Annotated in this window: 18 protein-coding genes; 11 read left to right on the forward strand and 7 right to left on the reverse strand. The window is 64.8% G+C overall.

The features are described 5' to 3' along the window. The first annotated feature begins 16 nt into the window (after positions 1 to 16). From miaB to GL284_RS04120, 4 genes are all read left to right on the forward strand, one after another. Positions 17 to 1,342: a tRNA (N6-isopentenyl adenosine(37)-C2)-methylthiotransferase MiaB gene (gene miaB / locus GL284_RS04105; protein ID WP_155043380.1), complete on the forward strand. Its 1,326-nt coding sequence runs from the start codon at positions 17 to 19 to the stop codon at positions 1,340 to 1,342. Between the two features lie 180 nt (positions 1,343 to 1,522). Next, positions 1,523 to 1,909 carry a 50S ribosomal protein L21 gene (gene rplU / locus GL284_RS04110; protein ID WP_155043381.1) on the forward strand — a complete coding sequence of 129 codons (387 nt, stop codon included), beginning with the start codon at positions 1,523 to 1,525 and terminating at the stop codon, positions 1,907 to 1,909. 12 nt (positions 1,910 to 1,921) lie between these two features. After that, positions 1,922 to 2,194: a 50S ribosomal protein L27 gene (gene rpmA, locus GL284_RS04115; RefSeq protein ID WP_155043382.1), complete on the forward strand. Its 273-nt coding sequence runs from the start codon at positions 1,922 to 1,924 to the stop codon at positions 2,192 to 2,194. A 110-nt stretch (positions 2,195 to 2,304) separates the two neighbouring features. After that, positions 2,305 to 2,853: a GNAT family N-acetyltransferase gene (locus tag GL284_RS04120; protein ID WP_155043383.1), complete on the forward strand. Its 549-nt coding sequence runs from the start codon at positions 2,305 to 2,307 to the stop codon at positions 2,851 to 2,853. Positions 2,854 to 2,941: 88 nt separating this feature from the next. Here the strand turns inward: GL284_RS04120 and GL284_RS04125 are convergent, their stop codons facing one another. Continuing rightward, positions 2,942 to 3,451, reverse strand: coding sequence for a hypothetical protein (locus GL284_RS04125; protein ID WP_155043384.1), 510 nt, complete (start codon positions 3,449 to 3,451; stop codon positions 2,942 to 2,944). 151 nt (positions 3,452 to 3,602) lie between these two features. Between GL284_RS04125 and GL284_RS04130 the strand changes: the two genes are divergently transcribed. Further along, the gene (locus GL284_RS04130) at positions 3,603 to 4,013 is read left to right on the forward strand and encodes a SufE family protein (protein WP_155043385.1); all 411 of its coding nucleotides are present in this window, start codon (positions 3,603 to 3,605) and stop codon (positions 4,011 to 4,013) included. Here the strand turns inward: GL284_RS04130 and mnmA are convergent. Continuing rightward, on the reverse strand, positions 3,993 to 5,162 hold the full coding sequence (mnmA, locus tag GL284_RS04135; protein ID WP_425274164.1) for a tRNA 2-thiouridine(34) synthase MnmA: 1,170 nt from the start codon (positions 5,160 to 5,162) through the stop codon (positions 3,993 to 3,995). The genes GL284_RS04130 and mnmA overlap by 21 nt on opposite strands. 168 nt (positions 5,163 to 5,330) lie before the next feature. Here mnmA and sciP point away from each other — a divergent pair, with 168 nt between their 5' ends. From sciP to recG, 4 genes are all read left to right on the forward strand, one after another. Continuing rightward, complete coding sequence (sciP, locus tag GL284_RS04140; protein ID WP_155043386.1) at positions 5,331 to 5,606, forward strand: CtrA inhibitor SciP; 276 nt, start codon at positions 5,331 to 5,333, stop codon at positions 5,604 to 5,606. A gap of 92 nt (positions 5,607 to 5,698) precedes the next feature. Continuing rightward, the gene (gene ctrA / locus GL284_RS04145) at positions 5,699 to 6,415 is read left to right on the forward strand and encodes a response regulator transcription factor CtrA (RefSeq protein ID WP_155043387.1); all 717 of its coding nucleotides are present in this window, start codon (positions 5,699 to 5,701) and stop codon (positions 6,413 to 6,415) included. 147 nt (positions 6,416 to 6,562) lie between these two features. After that, positions 6,563 to 8,971, forward strand: a complete 2,409-nt coding sequence (gene ligA / locus GL284_RS04150; protein ID WP_425274165.1) for an NAD-dependent DNA ligase LigA — start codon at positions 6,563 to 6,565, stop codon at positions 8,969 to 8,971. After that, positions 8,950 to 11,055: an ATP-dependent DNA helicase RecG gene (gene recG / locus GL284_RS04155; protein WP_155043388.1), complete on the forward strand. Its 2,106-nt coding sequence runs from the start codon at positions 8,950 to 8,952 to the stop codon at positions 11,053 to 11,055. Before ligA ends, recG begins: the two co-directional genes overlap by 22 nt. Positions 11,056 to 11,476: 421 nt before the next feature. Here the strand turns inward: recG and GL284_RS04160 are convergent, their stop codons facing one another. Beyond that, positions 11,477 to 11,908, reverse strand: a complete 432-nt coding sequence (locus tag GL284_RS04160) for an iron-sulfur cluster assembly scaffold protein (RefSeq protein ID WP_155043389.1) — start codon at positions 11,906 to 11,908, stop codon at positions 11,477 to 11,479. A 67-nt stretch (positions 11,909 to 11,975) separates the two neighbouring features. Here GL284_RS04160 and hisI point away from each other — a divergent pair, with 67 nt between their 5' ends. Further along, entirely contained in the window at positions 11,976 to 12,332 is a 357-nt protein-coding gene (gene hisI, locus GL284_RS04165) for a phosphoribosyl-AMP cyclohydrolase (protein ID WP_155043390.1), read from the forward strand. Here the strand turns inward: hisI and gluQRS are convergent. From gluQRS to GL284_RS04180, 3 genes are all read right to left on the reverse strand, one after another. Further along, on the reverse strand, positions 12,324 to 13,172 hold the full coding sequence (gene gluQRS / locus GL284_RS04170) for a tRNA glutamyl-Q(34) synthetase GluQRS (protein ID WP_155043391.1): 849 nt from the start codon (positions 13,170 to 13,172) through the stop codon (positions 12,324 to 12,326). The genes hisI and gluQRS overlap by 9 nt on opposite strands. Beyond that, positions 13,154 to 14,491: a methylenetetrahydrofolate--tRNA-(uracil(54)-C(5))-methyltransferase (FADH(2)-oxidizing) TrmFO gene (gene trmFO, locus GL284_RS04175; RefSeq protein WP_155043392.1), complete on the reverse strand. Its 1,338-nt coding sequence runs from the start codon at positions 14,489 to 14,491 to the stop codon at positions 13,154 to 13,156. Before trmFO ends, gluQRS begins: the two co-directional genes overlap by 19 nt. Positions 14,492 to 14,597: 106 nt before the next feature. Further along, a complete protein-coding gene (locus GL284_RS04180) occupies positions 14,598 to 15,221 on the reverse strand; it encodes a 50S ribosomal protein L25/general stress protein Ctc (protein ID WP_155043393.1) in 624 nt (207 codons plus the stop codon). Between the two features lie 176 nt (positions 15,222 to 15,397). Between GL284_RS04180 and GL284_RS04185 the strand changes: the two genes are divergently transcribed. Then, complete coding sequence (locus tag GL284_RS04185; protein WP_196216705.1) at positions 15,398 to 16,441, forward strand: acyltransferase family protein; 1,044 nt, start codon at positions 15,398 to 15,400, stop codon at positions 16,439 to 16,441. Positions 16,442 to 16,477: 36 nt separating this feature from the next. Here the strand turns inward: GL284_RS04185 and GL284_RS04190 are convergent, their stop codons facing one another. After that, entirely contained in the window at positions 16,478 to 17,641 is a 1,164-nt protein-coding gene (locus GL284_RS04190) for an alpha-hydroxy acid oxidase (RefSeq protein ID WP_155043395.1), read from the reverse strand. Positions 17,642 to 17,658: the final 17 nt, after the last annotated feature.

Here is a 17,658-nt window from a genome sequence, read left to right on the forward strand (position 1 = left end):
TCAAGGACAGCGCGGCATGACGGACCAAGCCACCACGGCCACCAAAAAGCTATTCATCAAGACCTATGGCTGCCAGATGAATGTCTATGACAGCCAGCGCATGGCAGAAGCCATGGGCGCCGAGGGTTATGTGCTGACCGAAAATCAGGCCGACGCGGACATGGTGCTGCTGAACACCTGCCATATCCGCGAAAAAGCCGCCGAAAAGCTGTATTCCGATCTGGGCCGCCTGAAGCCTCTGAAAGCCGAACGCCCGGATCTGAAGATCGGCGTGGCGGGCTGCGTGGCTCAGGCCGAAGGCGCCGAGATCCAGCGCCGCATGCCCATCGTCGATCTGGTCGTCGGCCCGCAGGCCTATCACCGCCTGCCCGCCATGGCCCGCGCGGGCGGCGGCGTCGATACGGAATTCCCCGCCGAGGACAAGTTCGAGCATCTGCCGAAACCCGCAGCGACCCGTCGTGCGCCCGCTGCGTTCCTGACCGTGCAGGAAGGCTGCGACAAGTTCTGCGCCTTCTGCGTCGTGCCCTATACCCGCGGGGCCGAAGTCAGCCGACCCGTCAGCCGCATCATGGCCGAGGCCCGCGATCTGGTGGCGCGCGGCGTGCGCGAGATCACGCTCTTGGGCCAGAACGTCAATGGCTGGCACGGCGAGGGGCAGGGCGGCGAATGGGGCTTTGGCCGCCTGATCCGCAATCTGGCCGAAATCGACGGGTTGGAGCGCATCCGCTATACGACCAGCCACCCCAATGACATGGCCGACGATCTGATCGAGGCGCACCGCCACGAGCCGAAGCTGATGCCCTATCTGCATCTGCCGGTCCAGTCGGGCAGCGACCGCATCCTGAAGGCGATGAACCGCAAGCATACCGCTGAACAGTATCTGCGCCTGATCGACCGCATCCGCGAGGCGCGGCCCGATATCGTGCTGACCTCGGATTTCATCGTGGGCTTTCCCGGCGAAACCGATCAGGACCATCGCGACACGCTGGATCTGGTGCGCAAGGTCGGCTTCGGCATGGCCTACAGCTTCAAATATTCGCCGCGTCCGGGCACGCCCGCCTATGACCGCCCCGAGGTGGACAGCGCCGTGGCTGATGCCCGGCTGCAGGAATTGCAGGCCCTGCTGACCCATCAGCAAAAGGCCACGCAAGAGGGCATGGTGGGCCGCGAAATGGGCGTGCTGTTTGAAAAGCCGGGCCGTCTGCCGGGGCAGATGATCGGCAAGTCGGATTACCTGCACGCGGTATTCGTCGATGCGCCCGATGCGCAGGTCGGCGATCTGGTGCGGGTGCGGATCCGGGCCAGCTCCTCGAACTCGCTGGCCGGAGAGCTGGCGGCCTAATTTTGTTGACTTCGGGCGACGAATCCCCCATATGGCAGCCACCGGCCGGGTGCATGCCCGTTGCCGGTCGTTATTTTTAATCTCACCCACAAGAAGGGTGCGCTGTCCGAAGGCGGGGCTTTCCCCGAAACGCCTGCACCATGCAGGGGCCAAAGGATGCGGCAGAAAAGGAAGAAGCGAATGTTCGCAGTTCTGAAGACGGGCGGCAAGCAGTACCGGGTCCAAGCCGGTGACGTGCTGCGCGTCGAAAAGCTGGACGCCGAAGCCGGTGACAAGGTGCAGTTCAACGACGTGCTGATGATCGGTGCCACCATTGGTGCGCCGCTGGTCTCGGGTGCGGCGGTTCAGGCCGAAGTCATCGACACCATCAAGGCTGACAAGGTCATCACCTATGTCAAGCGCCGCCGCAAGCACAGCTCGCAGCGCACCCGTGGTCACCGTCAGCAACTGACCCTGCTGCGCGTCACCGACCTGCTGGAAAGCGGCGCTGACAAGACCGAAGTCAAAGCTGCCGTCGGTTCGCGCGTTGCGCGTCGCGACGCGCATGATGTCGCAACCGCCAACTAAGGAGACTGACCCATGGCACATAAGAAAGCAGGCGGTTCGTCCCGCAACGGTCGCGATTCGGCTGGTCGTCGTCTTGGCGTGAAACTGTATGGCGGCCAGTCGGCTGTCGCAGGCAACATCATCGTGCGTCAGCGCGGCACCACCTGGTGGGCCGGCGCGAACGTGGGCATGGGCCGCGATCACACGCTGTTCGCCCTGACCGATGGCGTCGTGACCTTCCGCAAGGGTCTGAAGGGTCGCACCTTCATTTCCGTGCTTCCGGCCAATCTTGAGGCTGCCGAATAAGCCGATTTTAACACTTCGGTGCTAAATAGGGGGATCGGCGAAAGCCGGTCCCCTTCGACATTCGGGGGATCGACCCCATATGTATTTCGAGGACGAGGGAGGACAGACAGATGAATAACCTGATCGCGCCGGATCTGAATGCTCAGGCCGTGATCGCGACCGAACGCTTCGTGCTGCGCCCGTTGCGCGCGTCCGATGCGGGGCTGATCGCCCATTACACGCAGGACCGCCGCGTGGCCGAAGGCACGCGCTCGATCCCGCATCCCCTGCCGCCGGGATCGACGGAAAGCTATGTCCGCCGCGCCATGCAGCCCGAGCGTGAGGAAGATGTCTGGGCGATCGACGGCTCGACGAACAAGCTGGCCGAGCTTCTGGGCGTGGTCTCGCTGACCCGGCTGGAGCGTGACCAGTCCGAACTGGGCTTCTGGGTCGGTGCGGGTTTCTGGAATACCGGCTTTGCGACCGAGGCGGTGGCGGCTTTGGCTGCGGCCAATCCGCATGGCTCGCGCACATTGTTTGCCGAGGCGTTTCAGGACAATCCCGGCTCGGCCCGTGTGCTGACGAATTGCGGCTTTGAATATCTGGGCGATGCGGAAAGCTGGTCCGTTGCCCGCAATTCGCGCGTGCCGACCTGGACCTATCTGCGCAAGATGGGCTGAGACGAAGACGCTGGCTGGCGGGGAGGCTGGCCTGAAAAATGCCAAAGGGCGCCGCAGTGGCGCCCTTTTTCGTCATGATCCCGGCGCGTCAGGGGCGCAGGGTCACCGAATTTCCCGCGCCGGTGATGACCACCTGCGTCAGGCCCGCCATCGCCTCATGCGACAGGGTCAGCGCGGTCGTGATGGTGTCGCTGGCGGGATTGACCGCGCTGCGCGCCGCGGCGCTTTGCGGGGCAGGCGGGTTGCCGACAAGGCGCAGGCGCAGGACGCCATTCTGATCGGGACGGATGCGCCCGCTGGGCATCGCCATTTCGGTTACAAGCGCCACATCCCACCAGCCCTTGCTGTTGCCAAGCCCGGTTACGACCAGCATCCGGCCCTCGTAAAGCGGCTCCCACCGGGCGCCGGTGATCTGGGCCAGCGGCTGGCGCAGATCCTGCGTGACGGTGACATAGCCGCCTTCCGGCTCCAGCGTCTGGGGTTGCGAATTGCCACCGAACCAGCCCAGCGGGTTCAGGCCGCTGTCGCTGCCGAACCGACCGCACCCGGTCAGCACCAGCCCCGCGACGCACAGATAGCCCAATGTTCTGAAGCGCATGTCCGCAATTCCCGTCCCAGTCGTCCGGGCCCGTTGATGTCCCAGAGGTTCTGCGCCCGTTGATAAGGCAAAGCGGGCAGGGACGAAAGCCTCTTTGACCTTGCAGCGGCTGCGCGCTATGCCAAAGCGCCCGCACGCGAAAGGATGCCAGATGGCCACGCCCGCCTTTGAAGAAATCGCCGAGACCTTCGATTTTCTGGAGGATTGGGAAGAGCGTTATCGCCACGTCATCGAACTGGGTAAGGCCATGCCGCCGATGGATCCCGCCTTGCAGGTGCCCGCCACCAAGGTCGAAGGCTGTGCCAGTCAGGTCTGGATCATGCCCCGGATCGAGGCCGGGACATTCGATTTTCAGGGCGACAGCGACGCGCTGATCGTGCGCGGACTGATCGCCATCCTGCACGCGATGTATTCCGGCGTTCCGGTCGGGCAGGTCGCCGCCATCGACGCCCCCGCCGAATTGCGGCGGCTGGGGCTGGAGGAACATCTGTCGGCGCAACGCTCGAACGGGCTGCGCGCAATGGTCGAGCGGGTGCGCCTGCTAGCCGCCGCGGCGGTGTGAGATCCAGCCGCCGCCCAGCACGCGCGTGCCTTCGGTGGCATAAAACACGCAGGCCTGCCCGGGGCTGACGCCTTCCTCGGGGGCCAGCAGCTCGATCTCGGCGCGGTTCGGGCCGGTCGGGCGAAGGATGGCCGGGCGCGGCGGCCGGGTCGAACGAATGCGGGCATTGATGGCGATTTCGCCCTGAAACGGGACATCGCCCAGCCAGTTCACCTCGGTCACCGGCACGACTTTCGTGGCCAGCGCCTGTTTTGGGCCGACAACGACGCGGCGGCTGTCAGGCTCCAGCCGGACGACGTAAAGCGGATCGCCCAGCCCGCCGATGCCAAGGCCGCGGCGCTGACCGATGGTATAGTGGATCACGCCGCGATGCTGGCCCAGTACATTGCCGTCCAGATCGACAATCTCGCCGGGATCGGCTGCACCGGGGCGCAGCTTTTCGATCACGCTGGCATAATTGCCATCCGGCACGAAGCAGATGTCCTGACTGTCGGGCTTGTCGGCGACCGCCAGCCCGAATTTCGAAGCCAGCGCCCGGGTCTCGGCCTTGCTTTGCAGCCCGCCCAGCGGAAAGCGCAGGAATTCCAGCTGGTCATCCGTGGTCGAGAACAGGAAATAGCTCTGGTCGCGATTGGAATCGGCGGCCATGTGCAGCTCGGCCCCCTGCGCGCCATCGAAACGGCGGATATAGTGGCCCGTCGCCATGCAATCGGCGTCCAGCTCGCGCGCGGTCTGCAGAAGGTCGCGGAATTTCACCCGTTCATTGCAGCGGATGCAGGGAACCGGGGTCGCGCCGGCCAGATAGGCATCGGCAAATTCCTCGATCACCGATTCGCGAAACTTGTTTTCGTAATCAAGCACATAATGCGGAAAGCCGATGCGTTCCGCGACGCGCCGCGCATCATGAATATCCTGCCCGGCACAGCAGGCGCCCTTTTTCGCCAGCGCCGCGCCATGATCGTAAAGCTGCAGGGTCACGCCGATCACGTCATAGCCTTCCTCGGCCAGCATCGCCGCCACGACCGAGCTGTCGACGCCGCCCGACATGGCCACGACCACGCGTGTCTGCGCCGGAGGCTTCGCAAAACCCAGCGAGTTCAATGGCATGTCGCGCGCGTCATCGCGCAGGGTGGCATTCGGGGCTGTCATGATCGTCCTTATGCGGCAGGCCTTGGGCAGGCGCGCGGCGTGTTTCGTTACATTTATAGGAAAATTCTGCGGATTCTCAAGGTCGGGCGCCTTGGAAATCCTGTCACATTTCACGGCGGCTTAAGAAGTTTCTGCCAGAACAGGGGCAAGACAGACAGGATCAAGCCAATGTTTCTGAAGAAGACACCGGGGCCGCGCACGGCGGTGCTGCCCGACGGAACCATTCTTACCCTTGCCGATCTTCCTCCGGCCGAAACACGCTGGGTTGCACGCCGCAAGGCCATCGTCGTTGCAGCGGTGCAACATGGGCTTTTGATGCGCGAAGATGCGATCGAACGCTACGGCCTGACCGGCGAGGAATTCGACGCCTGGACGCGCGCTTTCGCCCGTCATGGCCGCAATGCGTTGAAAATCACGCAACTGCAAAAGTTCAGACAGCTTTAGATTGTTTTGTTCAAGGCGAATGCACGGTAACGTGATATTAACCATTTCATGCAAGGAATGATGAGTAACCGGTATTAACCAGGGGCAATGACATGCGAATCCTTCTGGTCGAGGATGACCCGACCACGGCGCGCAGCATCGAATTGATGCTGACCCACGCGAATTACAACGTCTATCGCACCGATATGGGCGAAGAGGGCATCGACCTCGCCAAGCTCTATGATTACGACCTGATCCTGCTGGATCTGGACTTGCCCGACATGCACGGGATGGAGGTTCTGCGCCAGATCCGCATGTCGCGTGTCGACACGCCCATCCTGATCCTGACCGGCTCGGACGATACGGAAAGCAAGCTGAAGGGCTTCGGCTTCGGGGCCGATGACTATATGACCAAACCCTTCAACCGGGACGAGCTGGTGGCGCGCATTCAGGCGATCATCCGCCGCTCGAAAGGGCACAGCCAGTCGGTGATCCGCACCGGCGAAATGGTGGTGAACCTTGACGCCCGCTCGGTCGAGGTGGCGGGGCGCACGATCAATCTGACGGGCAAGGAATATCAGATCCTTGAACTGCTCAGCCTGCGCAAGGGCACGACGCTGACCAAAGAGATGTTCCTGAACCATCTTTACGGCGGCATGGACGAACCGGAACTGAAGATCATCGACGTGTTCGTCTGCAAGCTGCGCAAGAAGCTGGCGGCGGCGCTTGGCGGGGAAAGCCATATCGAAACGGTCTGGGGGCGCGGCTATGTGCTGCGTGATCCGGTCATCGACGGCCAGACCGCCGAACGTATGGCACTGCGCGCATAGGATGCCTCTGTGCCGATGCCGTCCGGCCATCTTGCGCTGAACGGCATCGGCGATCTGCCTGCTCGCGACTGGACAAGACCCCGCCCGGCCCGCTATCAATCCGGCCCGAAAGATCGACCCGCCCGGGTCCAGTTGGCGGAGGGGATGATGGCCCGCGAAGACATGGATCAATCCACCACCGGCCCCGCCGATCTGCGCCCCCCGGTCGAGGATCTGGATACCTCGGCCGCCGCAGATGAGATCGCGGCGCTTTCCGATGAGCTTGCCCGCGCCAATAGGTCCTATCACGGCGATGATGCGCCGTTCCTGTCGGATGCGAATTATGACGCCAAGAAGCAGCGCCTTGCCGCGATCGAGACGCGTTTTCCCGATCTTGCGCTTCAGGACAGCCCGACGACGCAGGTCGGCGCCGCGCCCGATGGACGCTTCGCCAAGGTGGCCCATCGCCTGCCCATGCTGTCGCTGGAAAACGCCTTTGACGATGCGGATATCGCGGCGTTCCTTCAGCGCATCCGCAGTTTCCTCAGCCTTGGATCCGCGCCGCTGGAAATTACGGCGGAACCCAAGATCGACGGGCTGTCGCTGTCGCTGCGCTATGAAGAGGGCAAGCTGGTTCTGGCATCGACGCGCGGCGACGGGGCGGTCGGCGAAAATGTCACCGCGAATGCCCGCACCATCGCGGATGTGCCGCATGAACTGCAGGGCAAGGACATTCCCCGGATCGTCGAGATTCGCGGCGAATGCTACATGTCGCACGAAGATTTCAAGACGCTGAACCAGTCCGACAGCGGACGGGTCTTTGCCAATCCCCGAAACGCCGCCGCCGGTTCGTTGCGCCAGCTGGATGCGGCGGTGACGGCCGCGCGGCCCTTGCGCTTTTTTGCCTATGCCTGGGGTGAGGTCAGCGAACCGCTGGCCACCACGCAGATGCAGGCCGTGGCCCGCATGGCCCAGATGGGGTTTCGCACCAATCCGCTGATGCGGCTTTGCTCCTCGGCCGATGAGATGATCGCGACATGGACCGGGATCGAACAGCAGCGCGCGACCTTGGGCTATGACATCGACGGCGTCGTCTACAAGGTCAACGATCTGGGCTATCAGGCGCGTCTTGGCATGCGCTCGACCACGCCGCGATGGGCGCTGGCGCATAAGTTTCCGGCCGAACGCGCCTGGACCCGGCTTGAGGCAATCGACATTCAGGTCGGACGCACCGGCGCGCTGAGCCCCGTCGCGCGGCTGACGCCGGTGACGGTGGGTGGGGTCGTGGTCTCGAACGCGACGCTGCACAATGAAGATTATATCGCCGGGCGTGGCGCCGATGGGCGTCAGATCCGGGGCGGCAAGGACATCCGTGTCGGCGACTGGGTCGAGGTCTATCGCGCGGGCGATGTGATCCCCAAGGTCGCGGATGTCGACCTTGCGCGCCGCCCGCAAGGCAGCGCGCGTTGGGAATTTCCGCAGGTCTGCCCGGAATGCGGCTCGCCCGCGATCCGGGAAGAGGGCGACTCGGTCCGGCGCTGCACGGGGGGGCTGATCTGTCCGGCGCAGGCGGTGGAGAAGCTGCGCCATTTCGTGTCCCGCGCTGCCTTTGACATCGAGGGTCTGGGCGCCAAACAGGTCGAGCTGTTCTATCGTCTGGGCTGGATTGCCGAGCCTGCGGATATCTTCAGCCTCAATGACCGCGATGCGAAAAAGATCCTGCCCGGCGGCGCGCCGGTCCTGAACCGCGACGACGATACCGAGGCGCGCGATCTGATGACATCTTTGGGCATGGACGCGCTGCATCTTGCCTCGGGCGGCATGGCGGGCGCGCTGGACCGGCTGTCGGCCACGCCGCTGGCCCAGATCAAGGGCTGGGGAGAGACCAGCGCCCGCAACCTGTTTCAGGCCATCGACGACAAGCGCCGCATCGACCTGTCGCGCCTGATCTTTGCGCTTGGCATCCGCCATGTCGGCGAGGTGGCGGCCAGCGATCTGGCGCGCCACTATGGCGACTGGGACGCCATGGCGCAGGCGCTGGATCTGTCGCGCCCCGCCGCACTGGCCCATCGCGAGGCCGATCTGGCCGCGCTGGCCGAACGAGAGGCCGCGACGCAGCAAGGCCGCCGCGCCCGCATCAGCGAGGCGCGCAATGCGGCGATCGCCCGTGCCGAGGTTGCGCCGGATGCCGATGCGGCGTGGTCGGGGCTGACCTCGGCCAATGGCATCGGCCCGGTTCTGGCCATGTCGCTGTCGGATGCCTTTGCAAACGAACGCGAACGCGCGGCCATCGACCGGCTGCGCGCTTCGCTTCGGACCATCGTGCTGCCGGAGCAGCGCGCGACCGACAGCGCGATCACCGGCAAGACGCTGGTCTTTACCGGCACGCTGGAAAAGATGACCCGCGCCGAGGCGAAAGCACGGGCCGAGGCGCTTGGCGCGCATGTGGCGGGCTCGGTCTCGGCCAAGACGGATCTGCTGATCGCGGGGCCGGGGGCGGGGTCCAAGGCGAAGAAAGCGGCCGATCTGGGCATTAAGGTGATTTCCGAGGACGAATGGCTGGCGATCGCGCAATAGGCCGGCCTCCGGCGCTGTTTCCGCTGTTCGCGGGGCTGGAGACGCTGCCCGGCGTCGGTCCGAAAGTGGCCGAGGCCTTTGCCCAGATGGGCGTCACCCGCCCGCGCGATCTGATCCTGACCCTGCCGCATTCGGGGATCCGCCGTCGCCCGATTGCCCGCCTGTCCGACGCGCATCCGCCGGAAATGGTCACGCTGACGGTCACGGTCGAACGGCACAGCCCGCCTTCGGGGAAGGGGCGGCCATGGCGGGTCCTGTGCTGCGATGGCGCATCCGACCTGCAACTGGTGTTCTTTCACGCCCGCAAGGACTGGATCGATGCACAGCTTCCTGTCGGCGCGCGGCGTGTGATCTCGGGCAAGATCGAGCTGTTCGACGGCATCGCCCAGATGGTGCATCCCGACCATATCGGCACCGAAACCGCGCCGCCTTTGCCCGAGTTCGAGCCGGTCTATCCGCTGTCCGGCCGGCTGACGCAGGGCGTCGTGCAGAAGGCCGCGCGCGCGGCGATGATGCGGCTGCCCGAGGTGGCCGAATGGATTGATCCCGGCGTCATGCAGCGCGAAGGCTGGCCCGGCTGGTCCGAGGCGATCGCGCGCGCCCATGCGCCGCGCGGGATGCAGGATCTGTCGCCGACCGACCCGGCGCGGGCGCGGCTGGCCTATGACGAGTTGTTTGCGCATCAGATGACGCTGGCGCTGCTGCGCCGCGACCGGCGCCGGCAGTCGGGCATCGCGACACGCGGCGACGCAGGGCTGCGCGACAGGGTGCTGGCCGGTCTGCCATGGCCGCCGACCGGCGCGCAGACCCGCGCCGTCGCCGAGATCGCCGAGGATATGGCCGCGCCGCGCCGGATGAACCGGCTGCTGCAGGGCGATGTGGGGGCGGGCAAGACGCTGGTCGCGTTTCTGGCGCTGCTGGTCGCGGTCGAGGCGGGCGGGCAGGGCGTGCTGATGGCCCCGACCGAGATCCTTGCGCGCCAGCATTTCCGCGCCTTGCAGCCCTTGGCGGCGCTGGCGGGCATCCGGCTGGAGGCTTTGACCGGGCGCGACAAGGGCGATGCGCGGGCCAACATCCTGACCGATCTGGCCGAAGGCCGCATCGACATTCTGGTGGGCACCCATGCCGTCATCCAGAAGGCGGTCAATTTTCACGATCTGCGTCTGGCGATCATTGACGAACAACACCGCTTCGGCGTCAATCAACGCATGGAGCTGGGCACCAAGGGCGCGCATCTGCCGCCGGACATGCTGGTGATGACCGCGACGCCGATCCCGCGCTCATTGGCGCTGGCGCAGTTCGGGGATATGGATCTGTCGGTGCTGGACGAAAAGCCGCCGGGGCGGCAGCCGATCCGCACGACGGTGATGTCGGACCAGCGCATGTCCGAGGTGATCGACGGGCTGGCGCGTGCGCTGGACGGGGGGGCGCGGGCCTATTGGGTCTGCCCGCTGGTCGAGGAAAGCGAAGCAGTCGATCTGATCGCCGCCGAGGAGCGGTTCAAGGCCCTGCGTGCGCGGTTCGGGGCGCGGGTCCGCATGGTGCATGGCCAGATGTCCGCCGAGGAACGCGATGCCGCCATGGCGGCCTTTGTCAGCGGCGAAGCGGCGTTGCTGGTGGCGACCACGGTGATCGAGGTCGGGGTCGATGTGCCCGAGGCCACGATCATGGTGATCGAGCGTGCCGAAAGCTTCGGGCTTGCGCAGCTGCATCAGTTGCGCGGTCGCGTGGGTCGCGGCAGCGGCGCGTCAAGCTGTCTGCTGCTGTATCAGGAGCCTTTGTCGGAAACCGGGCGGCGCCGCCTTGGTATCCTGCGCGAGACCGAGGACGGTTTCCGCATCGCGCAGGAGGATCTGGAGATGCGCGGTGCGGGCGATGTGATCGGTACCGCGCAATCGGGCCTGCCACGCTTTCGCATTGCCGATCTGGAACGTCAGGCGGGCCTGATGGCGCTGGCACGCAAGGATGCGCAGGCCTTTCTGGAGCGGGACGCGGCGATGGAGACCGAGCGGGGCCGCGCCATCCGCACGCTGCTATGGCTGATGGAACAGGACCGGGCCATTCGTCTGATCTCGGCCGGGTAGCTGCGCCGCTGAGGGTCTGAAGTTTTCCACAGATGTTCTTAAAAAGTTCTTTACTTTGTTCCGCTGCAATGAGAACAAAGTATAAACAAACCGTGGAGAGACTGATATGACTCGCGAAACTCTGGCCGATCTGGTGGGCGTCGTTGCGATTTCGGTGACGGCCATCATCCTGTTTTCCATGCCCTCGGTCACGCCGATCCTGACTGCGGCCTGACCTGCGGCCTGACCTGCGATTTTTTCCTGCCCCGCGCTTTTCGGCTGTCCCGTTGCCTGTGGACAAGCCGCGACCGTCCCCCGGTCAAGACATGCGCGCACCTGCCGGTCCCGTCACGGGGCCGGCTTTTTCATGGGCGGATGTCGTTCATGGGGGGAACGTCGGATGTTCCGGCTGCGCCGGGAGTATTTGGGGAACAGAGAAACCTCAGGACGCGTCGATGGCGGCCAGAGTTGCCTCCCATGCCAGCAGGATCGAGGCGTGGCGGTTGGGGAATTCGCGCGCGGGCAGCAGGGTTTCCAGCGCGGCAAAGGGGGGCTGCGGGGCCGCGCCGCCGGATTTCAGCATGGCGGTCAGTTCGTCGCGGGCGGTCAGGATGTCGTCGCGGGTGCGTCCGATGACGGCGCCACCCAGCACGCCCGCCGAGGCCTGGCCCAAGGCGCAGGCGCGCACCTCTTGCGCGAAATCGGCGATGCGGCCCTGATCCATCCGCACATGCGCCGTGACCGACGAGCCGCATTGCGGCGACCGGCGATGCGCGCTGCCCGTGGCATCGTCCAGCTTGCCCAGATGCGGGATATCGGTCGCCAGCGCCAGGATCCGGCGGGAATAAAGCTGCATCAGATCGCTGTCGGACATGGGCCTTGGGCTTCCCCTGGGAGTGCGTCCCGATTAGATAGGTGCCGCATTGCCGAAAGGAAAGCCGATGTTCGATCCCGCCAGCCTGAAATATGATGCCCATGGTCTTGTGCCTGTCGTGGCGCAGGATCATGCCAGCCATGAGGTACTGATGGTGGCTTGGATGAATGCCGAGGCTGTGGCGCGGACCGTGGCGACGGGCAAGGTGACCTATTGGTCGCGCTCGCGGCAGGCATTCTGGGTCAAGGGCGAAAGCTCGGGTCATGTGCAGAAGCTGGTCGAGTTGCGGGTGGATTGCGACCGCGACTGTCTGCTGGTGCTGGTCGATCAGACCGGACCGGCCTGCCACACCAACCGGCGCAGTTGTTTTTACACCGCCGTGCGTGATGGGGCCGAGGTTGTGATCATGGAGCCGTCAGAGTAGGCCGAGCATCGCCCGGATCTGGCCGGGCGTCATGCTCTGTTCGCGGTAAAGGCACAGCGCGCGGGCATCGTCACGCTTGGCCAGCCGCTTGCCCGCATCGTCGCGGATCAGCCGGTGATGGTGATATCGCGGCGTGGGCAGGTCCAGCAACTGTTGCAGCAGGATGTGGATATGGGTGCTGTCCAGCAGATCGCGCCCCCGCGTGACCAGCGTGATGCCTTGGGCGGCGTCATCGACCACCACCGACAGGTGATAGCTGGTCCCCATGCCGCGCCGGGCCAGTACGACATCGCCGATCTGTGTCAGGAAACCCGCGGGCGACAGCGGCATGTCCTGCGCCAGACCCTCATCGTGAAAGCCCAGCGTGCCGAGGCGCAGGTGCTGAACCGCGCGGGCTGCGTTCAGACGGATCGCGTCGCCTTCGTCCGCGTCATCCATGCTGCGATGGCGGCAGGTGCCGGGATAGACTGGACCGTCCGGACCGATGCGCGGCGCCCCTTCCTGAGGGGCCGACAGGGCCGCGCGGATATCGGCGCGGTTGCAGCGGCAGGGATAGGTCAGGCCCAGTTCCGCCAGCCGGTCCAGCGCTGCGCGATAGGCGGGCAGGCGGTCCGACTGCCGCAGGACGGGCTGCGGCCATGTCAGGCCCAGCCAATGCAGATCCTCGGCGATCAGCGCCTCGTATTCCGGGCAGCAGCGGGATCGGTCGATATCCTCGATCCGCAGCAGGAACCGGCCCGCATCCGCCAGCCGGTCGGCGGTCAGGGCCGCGAAGGCGTGGCCCAGATGCAGCGGGCCGGTGGGCGAGGGCGCAAAGCGCGTTACTGTGCCGCCAGCCATGCCCGGAAATCCGCCTTGGCACGGTCGGTATAGGCCGGATAGCGGTCCTTGCGCCCCTTGCGACCGCCGCGCATCTCATCCAGCGGCGGATAAAGCCCGAAATTCACGTTCATCGGCTGAAAGGTCTTCGCATCCGCGCCGCCGGTGATGTGGTTGACCAGCGCGCCCATGGAGGTCGCGGGCGAGGGCGGCGGCAGGTCGCGTCCCAGCGCCTCGGCGGCGGCCATGCGGCCCGCCAGCAGGCCCATGGCGGCGGATTCGACATAGCCCTCGACCCCGGTCACCTGACCGGCGAAGCGCAGGTTCGGGCGCGTGCGCAGGCGCAGCCGGTCGTCGATCAGCAAGGGCGAATTCAGGAAGGTGTTGCGATGGATACCGCCCAGACGCGCGAAACTGGCATGTTGCAGACCGGGGATGCGGCGGAACACCTCGGTCTGGGCGCCGTATTTCATCTTGGTCTGGAAGCCCACGATATTGTAAAGCGTTCCCAATGCGTTATCGCGGCGCAACTGCACCACGGCATAGGCTTTTTCCGTGGGATTATGGGCGTTGGTCAGACCCACGGGCTTCATCGGGCCATGGCGCAGGGTCTCGCGTCCGCGTTCGGCCATCACCTCGATCGGCAGGCAGCCGTCGAAATACCCCGCCGTTTCGCCTTCGTAAAACTCGGTCTTGTCGGCGGCCAGCAGCGCGTCGATGAAGGCCTCGTAATCAGCCTTGGTCATCGGGCAGTTGATATAGGCGGTGCGCTCGGCCTCGGTCTCGCCCTTGTCATAGCGGCTTTGCAGCCAGCATATCGACATATCGATGCTGTCGGCATGGACGATGGGGGCGATGGCGTCGAAAAAGGCCAGCGCGCCTTCGCCGGTCGCCTGCAGGATCGACTGCCCCAGCGCCGCCGAGGTCAGCGGGCCGGTCGCGACGATCCAGCGGCCTTCGGTCGGCAGTTCGGTGATTTCACCCGGCGCGAAGCTGACCAGCGGGTGATCGGTCAGCGCCGCGGTGACCGCCGCCGAAAACGCATCGCGGTCCACGGCCAGCGCCCCGCCCGCGGGCAGGCGATGTTTGTCTGCCATCGCCATGATCAGCCCGCCCGCCGCGCGCATTTCCCAATGCAACTGACCGACGGCGTTCATCTGGTCATCGTCCGAGCGGAAGCTGTTCGAGCAGACGATCTCGGCGCAATCGCCGGTGCGGTGGGCAAAGGTTTCGACCTTGGGGCGCATCTCATGCAGCACCACCTGCACGCCCGCCTGCGCGATCTGCCACGCGGCTTCGGATCCGGCCAGACCTGCGCCGATGATATGGACCTGTTCCATCGCAATTCCCTTCACGTCAGGCGCGGGTCATAGCATCCCGGCGCGGCATGAGAAAGGGCGGCATCCGCAAGGATACCGCCCGATACTGTCAGCGCGAGGCCTGAAATCAGGCTTCGGCAGCCTCGTCCTCGGCCGCTTCGGCATTGTCTTCCGAACGCAGGCCCGAGGGCGCCGCGATGTTGGCGATGACGAAGTTGCGGTCGATGGTCGGCTTCACGCCTTTCGGCAGAACCACGTCTTCGATGTGGATCGTGTCGCCGATCTGCTTGCCGGTCAGGTCCACGGTGATGTGGTCCGGAATGTCCGAGGCGGTGACCATCAGTTCGACTTCGTTGCGCACCACGACCAGCGTGCCGCCACGCTTCAGGCCGGGGGCCTCGTCGTGATTGATGAAGTCGACATGGATGAACAGGTTCACGCGGGTGTTGCGGTGCAGGCGCATGAAGTCGATATGCGTCGGCAGGTCTTTCACCACGTCCCGCTGAACGCCGCGGCAGACGACGCGCACGTCATCCTGGCCGTCCACTTTCAGGTTCCACAGCGTGGACAGGAAGCGGCCAGCACGCAGCTTGGTCAGCAGATAGTTGAAGTCGAGGGCGATGGGGGACGGGTCTTTGCCGTCGCCATAAACGATGCCGGGCACCTTGCCTTCGCGGCGAGCTTGGCGGGCGGCCCCCTTGCCTGTCCCCGCGCGTGCCTCGGCCACCAGATCCGGGATCTCTTTGGCCATGATGGTATTCCTTTTCATAGGTTGCTCGGCCATCCTCCAAGGGTGCGTGGCCGAAGGCGCGCCTATAGCGTGTTGCGGGAAGGTTGTGAAGTTAAAATTACGTGTTTTCGGCGATAAATCGCTTGCCAGAATCTTCTGATCGGCGCAAATCCGTCTAAATGGTCGGAGTTAAAGATTTGCGCCGTATTCATTCCCTTGATTATCTGAAGACCTTTCTGGCGCTGTTTGTTGTTCTGGCGCATACGAACTGGCTGCAAAACAACATGTCGGTCGGCGTGTTCGTGTTCGGCAACGGGCTGCTGCGGATGCTTGTGCCGCTGTTCTGCATCATTGCGGGCTATTTCCTGCAGGTTTCGATCGCGCGGGGCAAGGCCGGAAAATGGCTGACCCGCGTCATGGGGCTGTATCTGTTCTGGATGCTGGCCTATCTGCCGATCTGGCACGGGCAGGTCACCGGCTTTCGGTCGCTGGCAACGACCCTGCTGTGGGGCTTTTTCCACCTGTGGTTCCTGATCGGTATGTTCTTCGGCGGGCTGGCGGTGATTGCGCTGCATTGGCTGGGGGCCCGCATCGCGCCGAAACATGCGCTTTGGTTTGTCGTTTTTCCGGCGGCGGTCTGCGGCATCATCGGGGTGTTGCTGCAATATGCCGACTTGACTGGCATCGCAGATATCCCGGTGCAGCGCTATCGCAACGGGATCTTCATGTGCTTCCCCTTCATGGCGCTTGGTTTCCTGCTGCGCAGCCGGATCGAGACCGAGGGGCTGGCCGCCGTGCCGCCGCGGCCTCAGGCTCTGGCGCTGTCGGCATTGGGCATCTTTCTGATGGCGGCCGAGGCGTGGTTCGTGCAGGCCCATCTTGGCACCGGCGTGATGATCGAGGTGCCGTTGGCCAGCTATCTTGCGGTTCCGGCGATCTTTCTGCTGGCCTTGCAGGTGCAGATGCCGCCGCAGCCGGTCGATCTGGGGCTGGTTTCGGCCTCGATCTATTTCCTGCACATCTGGGCGTTCCGTCTGGCCGAGTTTCTGGACGTGCATCACATGCTGGGGCTGATGGCCTTTGGCATCGGTCTGCCGACGCTGATCGCGATGATTTACGGGGTTACCGTGACGCGGCGGTCCCGGCGTGACGGCCTTGCCATGCCCGCGCCGGGCGGCATGGGGCAGGCCGCGCCGGTCGCGGCCGCCGTTGCCGCCGCCGTCACCATGGTCGAGCCCTGATCCTGCGGCCCGAAAGGCCGCAGGCCGGATGGTCCGTCACAGGTAGGGTTCAAGAAAGTCCTTTGGGATCATCAGATTGTGGCGGCCCAGATTTTTCACATCGCGTTCGCCGCACAGCGCCATGGTGATGTCCAGTTCCTTGCGGATCACCTCCAGCGCCTTGGTCACGCCCGCCTCGCCCATGGCGCCAAGGCCATAGATGAAGGCGCGGCCGATATAGGTCGCATGTGCGCCCATCGCCAGCGCTTTCAGCACGTCCTGACCCGAGCGGATGCCGCTGTCCAGATGCACCTCGATCCGGTCGCCCACCGCCTCGACAATATCGGGCAGCATCCGGATCGAGCTTGCCGCGCCATCCAGCTGCCTGCCGCCGTGATTGCTGACGACGATGGCATCCGCGCCGAAATCGGCGGCGATGCGGGCGTCTTCGGGATCGTTGATGCCTTTCAGGATCAGCTTGCCGCCCCACAGATCGCGGATGCGGGCGATCTTGGTCCAGTCAAGCTGCGGGTCGAACTGCTCGGCGGTCCAGCTCATCAGCGACGAGGTGTCGCCGACGCCCTTGGCATGGCCCACGATATTGCCGAAGAACCGCCGCTTGGTCTGCAGCATCTCCAGCCCCCAGCGCCATTTCGTCGCCAGATCCAGCATCACCGGCAGCGTCATCTTGGGCGGGGCCGACAGGCCGTTTTTCAGATCCTTGTGGCGCTGGCCCAGAATCTGCAGATCCAGCGTCAGCACAAGCGCCGAGCAATTGGCCCGCTTGGCGCGTTCGATGATCGCCTCAAGGAAATCCTGATCGCGCATGACGTAAAGCTGGAACCAGAACGGCGCCTGCGTCGCCGCCGCCACATCCTCGATCGAGCAGATGGACATGGTCGACAGCGTGAAGGGCACGCCGAATTTCTTTGCGGCCAGCGCGGCCTTGATCTCGCCATCGGCGGATTGCATCCCGGTCAGCCCGACGGGGGCCAGTCCCACGGGCATCGCGACCTTTTCGCCGACCATGGTGGTTTCGGTGGTGCGGCCCGTCATGTCCACCGCGACCTTCTGGCGCAGCTTCAGCCGGGCGAAATCGGTGGTGTTCTCGCGGAAGGTGCTTTCGGTGTAGCTGCCGCTTTCGGCATAGTCATAAAACATCTTCGGCACCCGGCGGCGATAGATGGCTTTCAGGTCTTCGATGTTGGTAATCACGGGCATATGCGGTCCCTCTCCCT

It is taken from the genome of Paracoccus shanxieyensis (genome assembly GCF_009711265.1).
Lineage (GTDB): Bacteria > Pseudomonadota > Alphaproteobacteria > Rhodobacterales > Rhodobacteraceae > Paracoccus > Paracoccus shanxieyensis.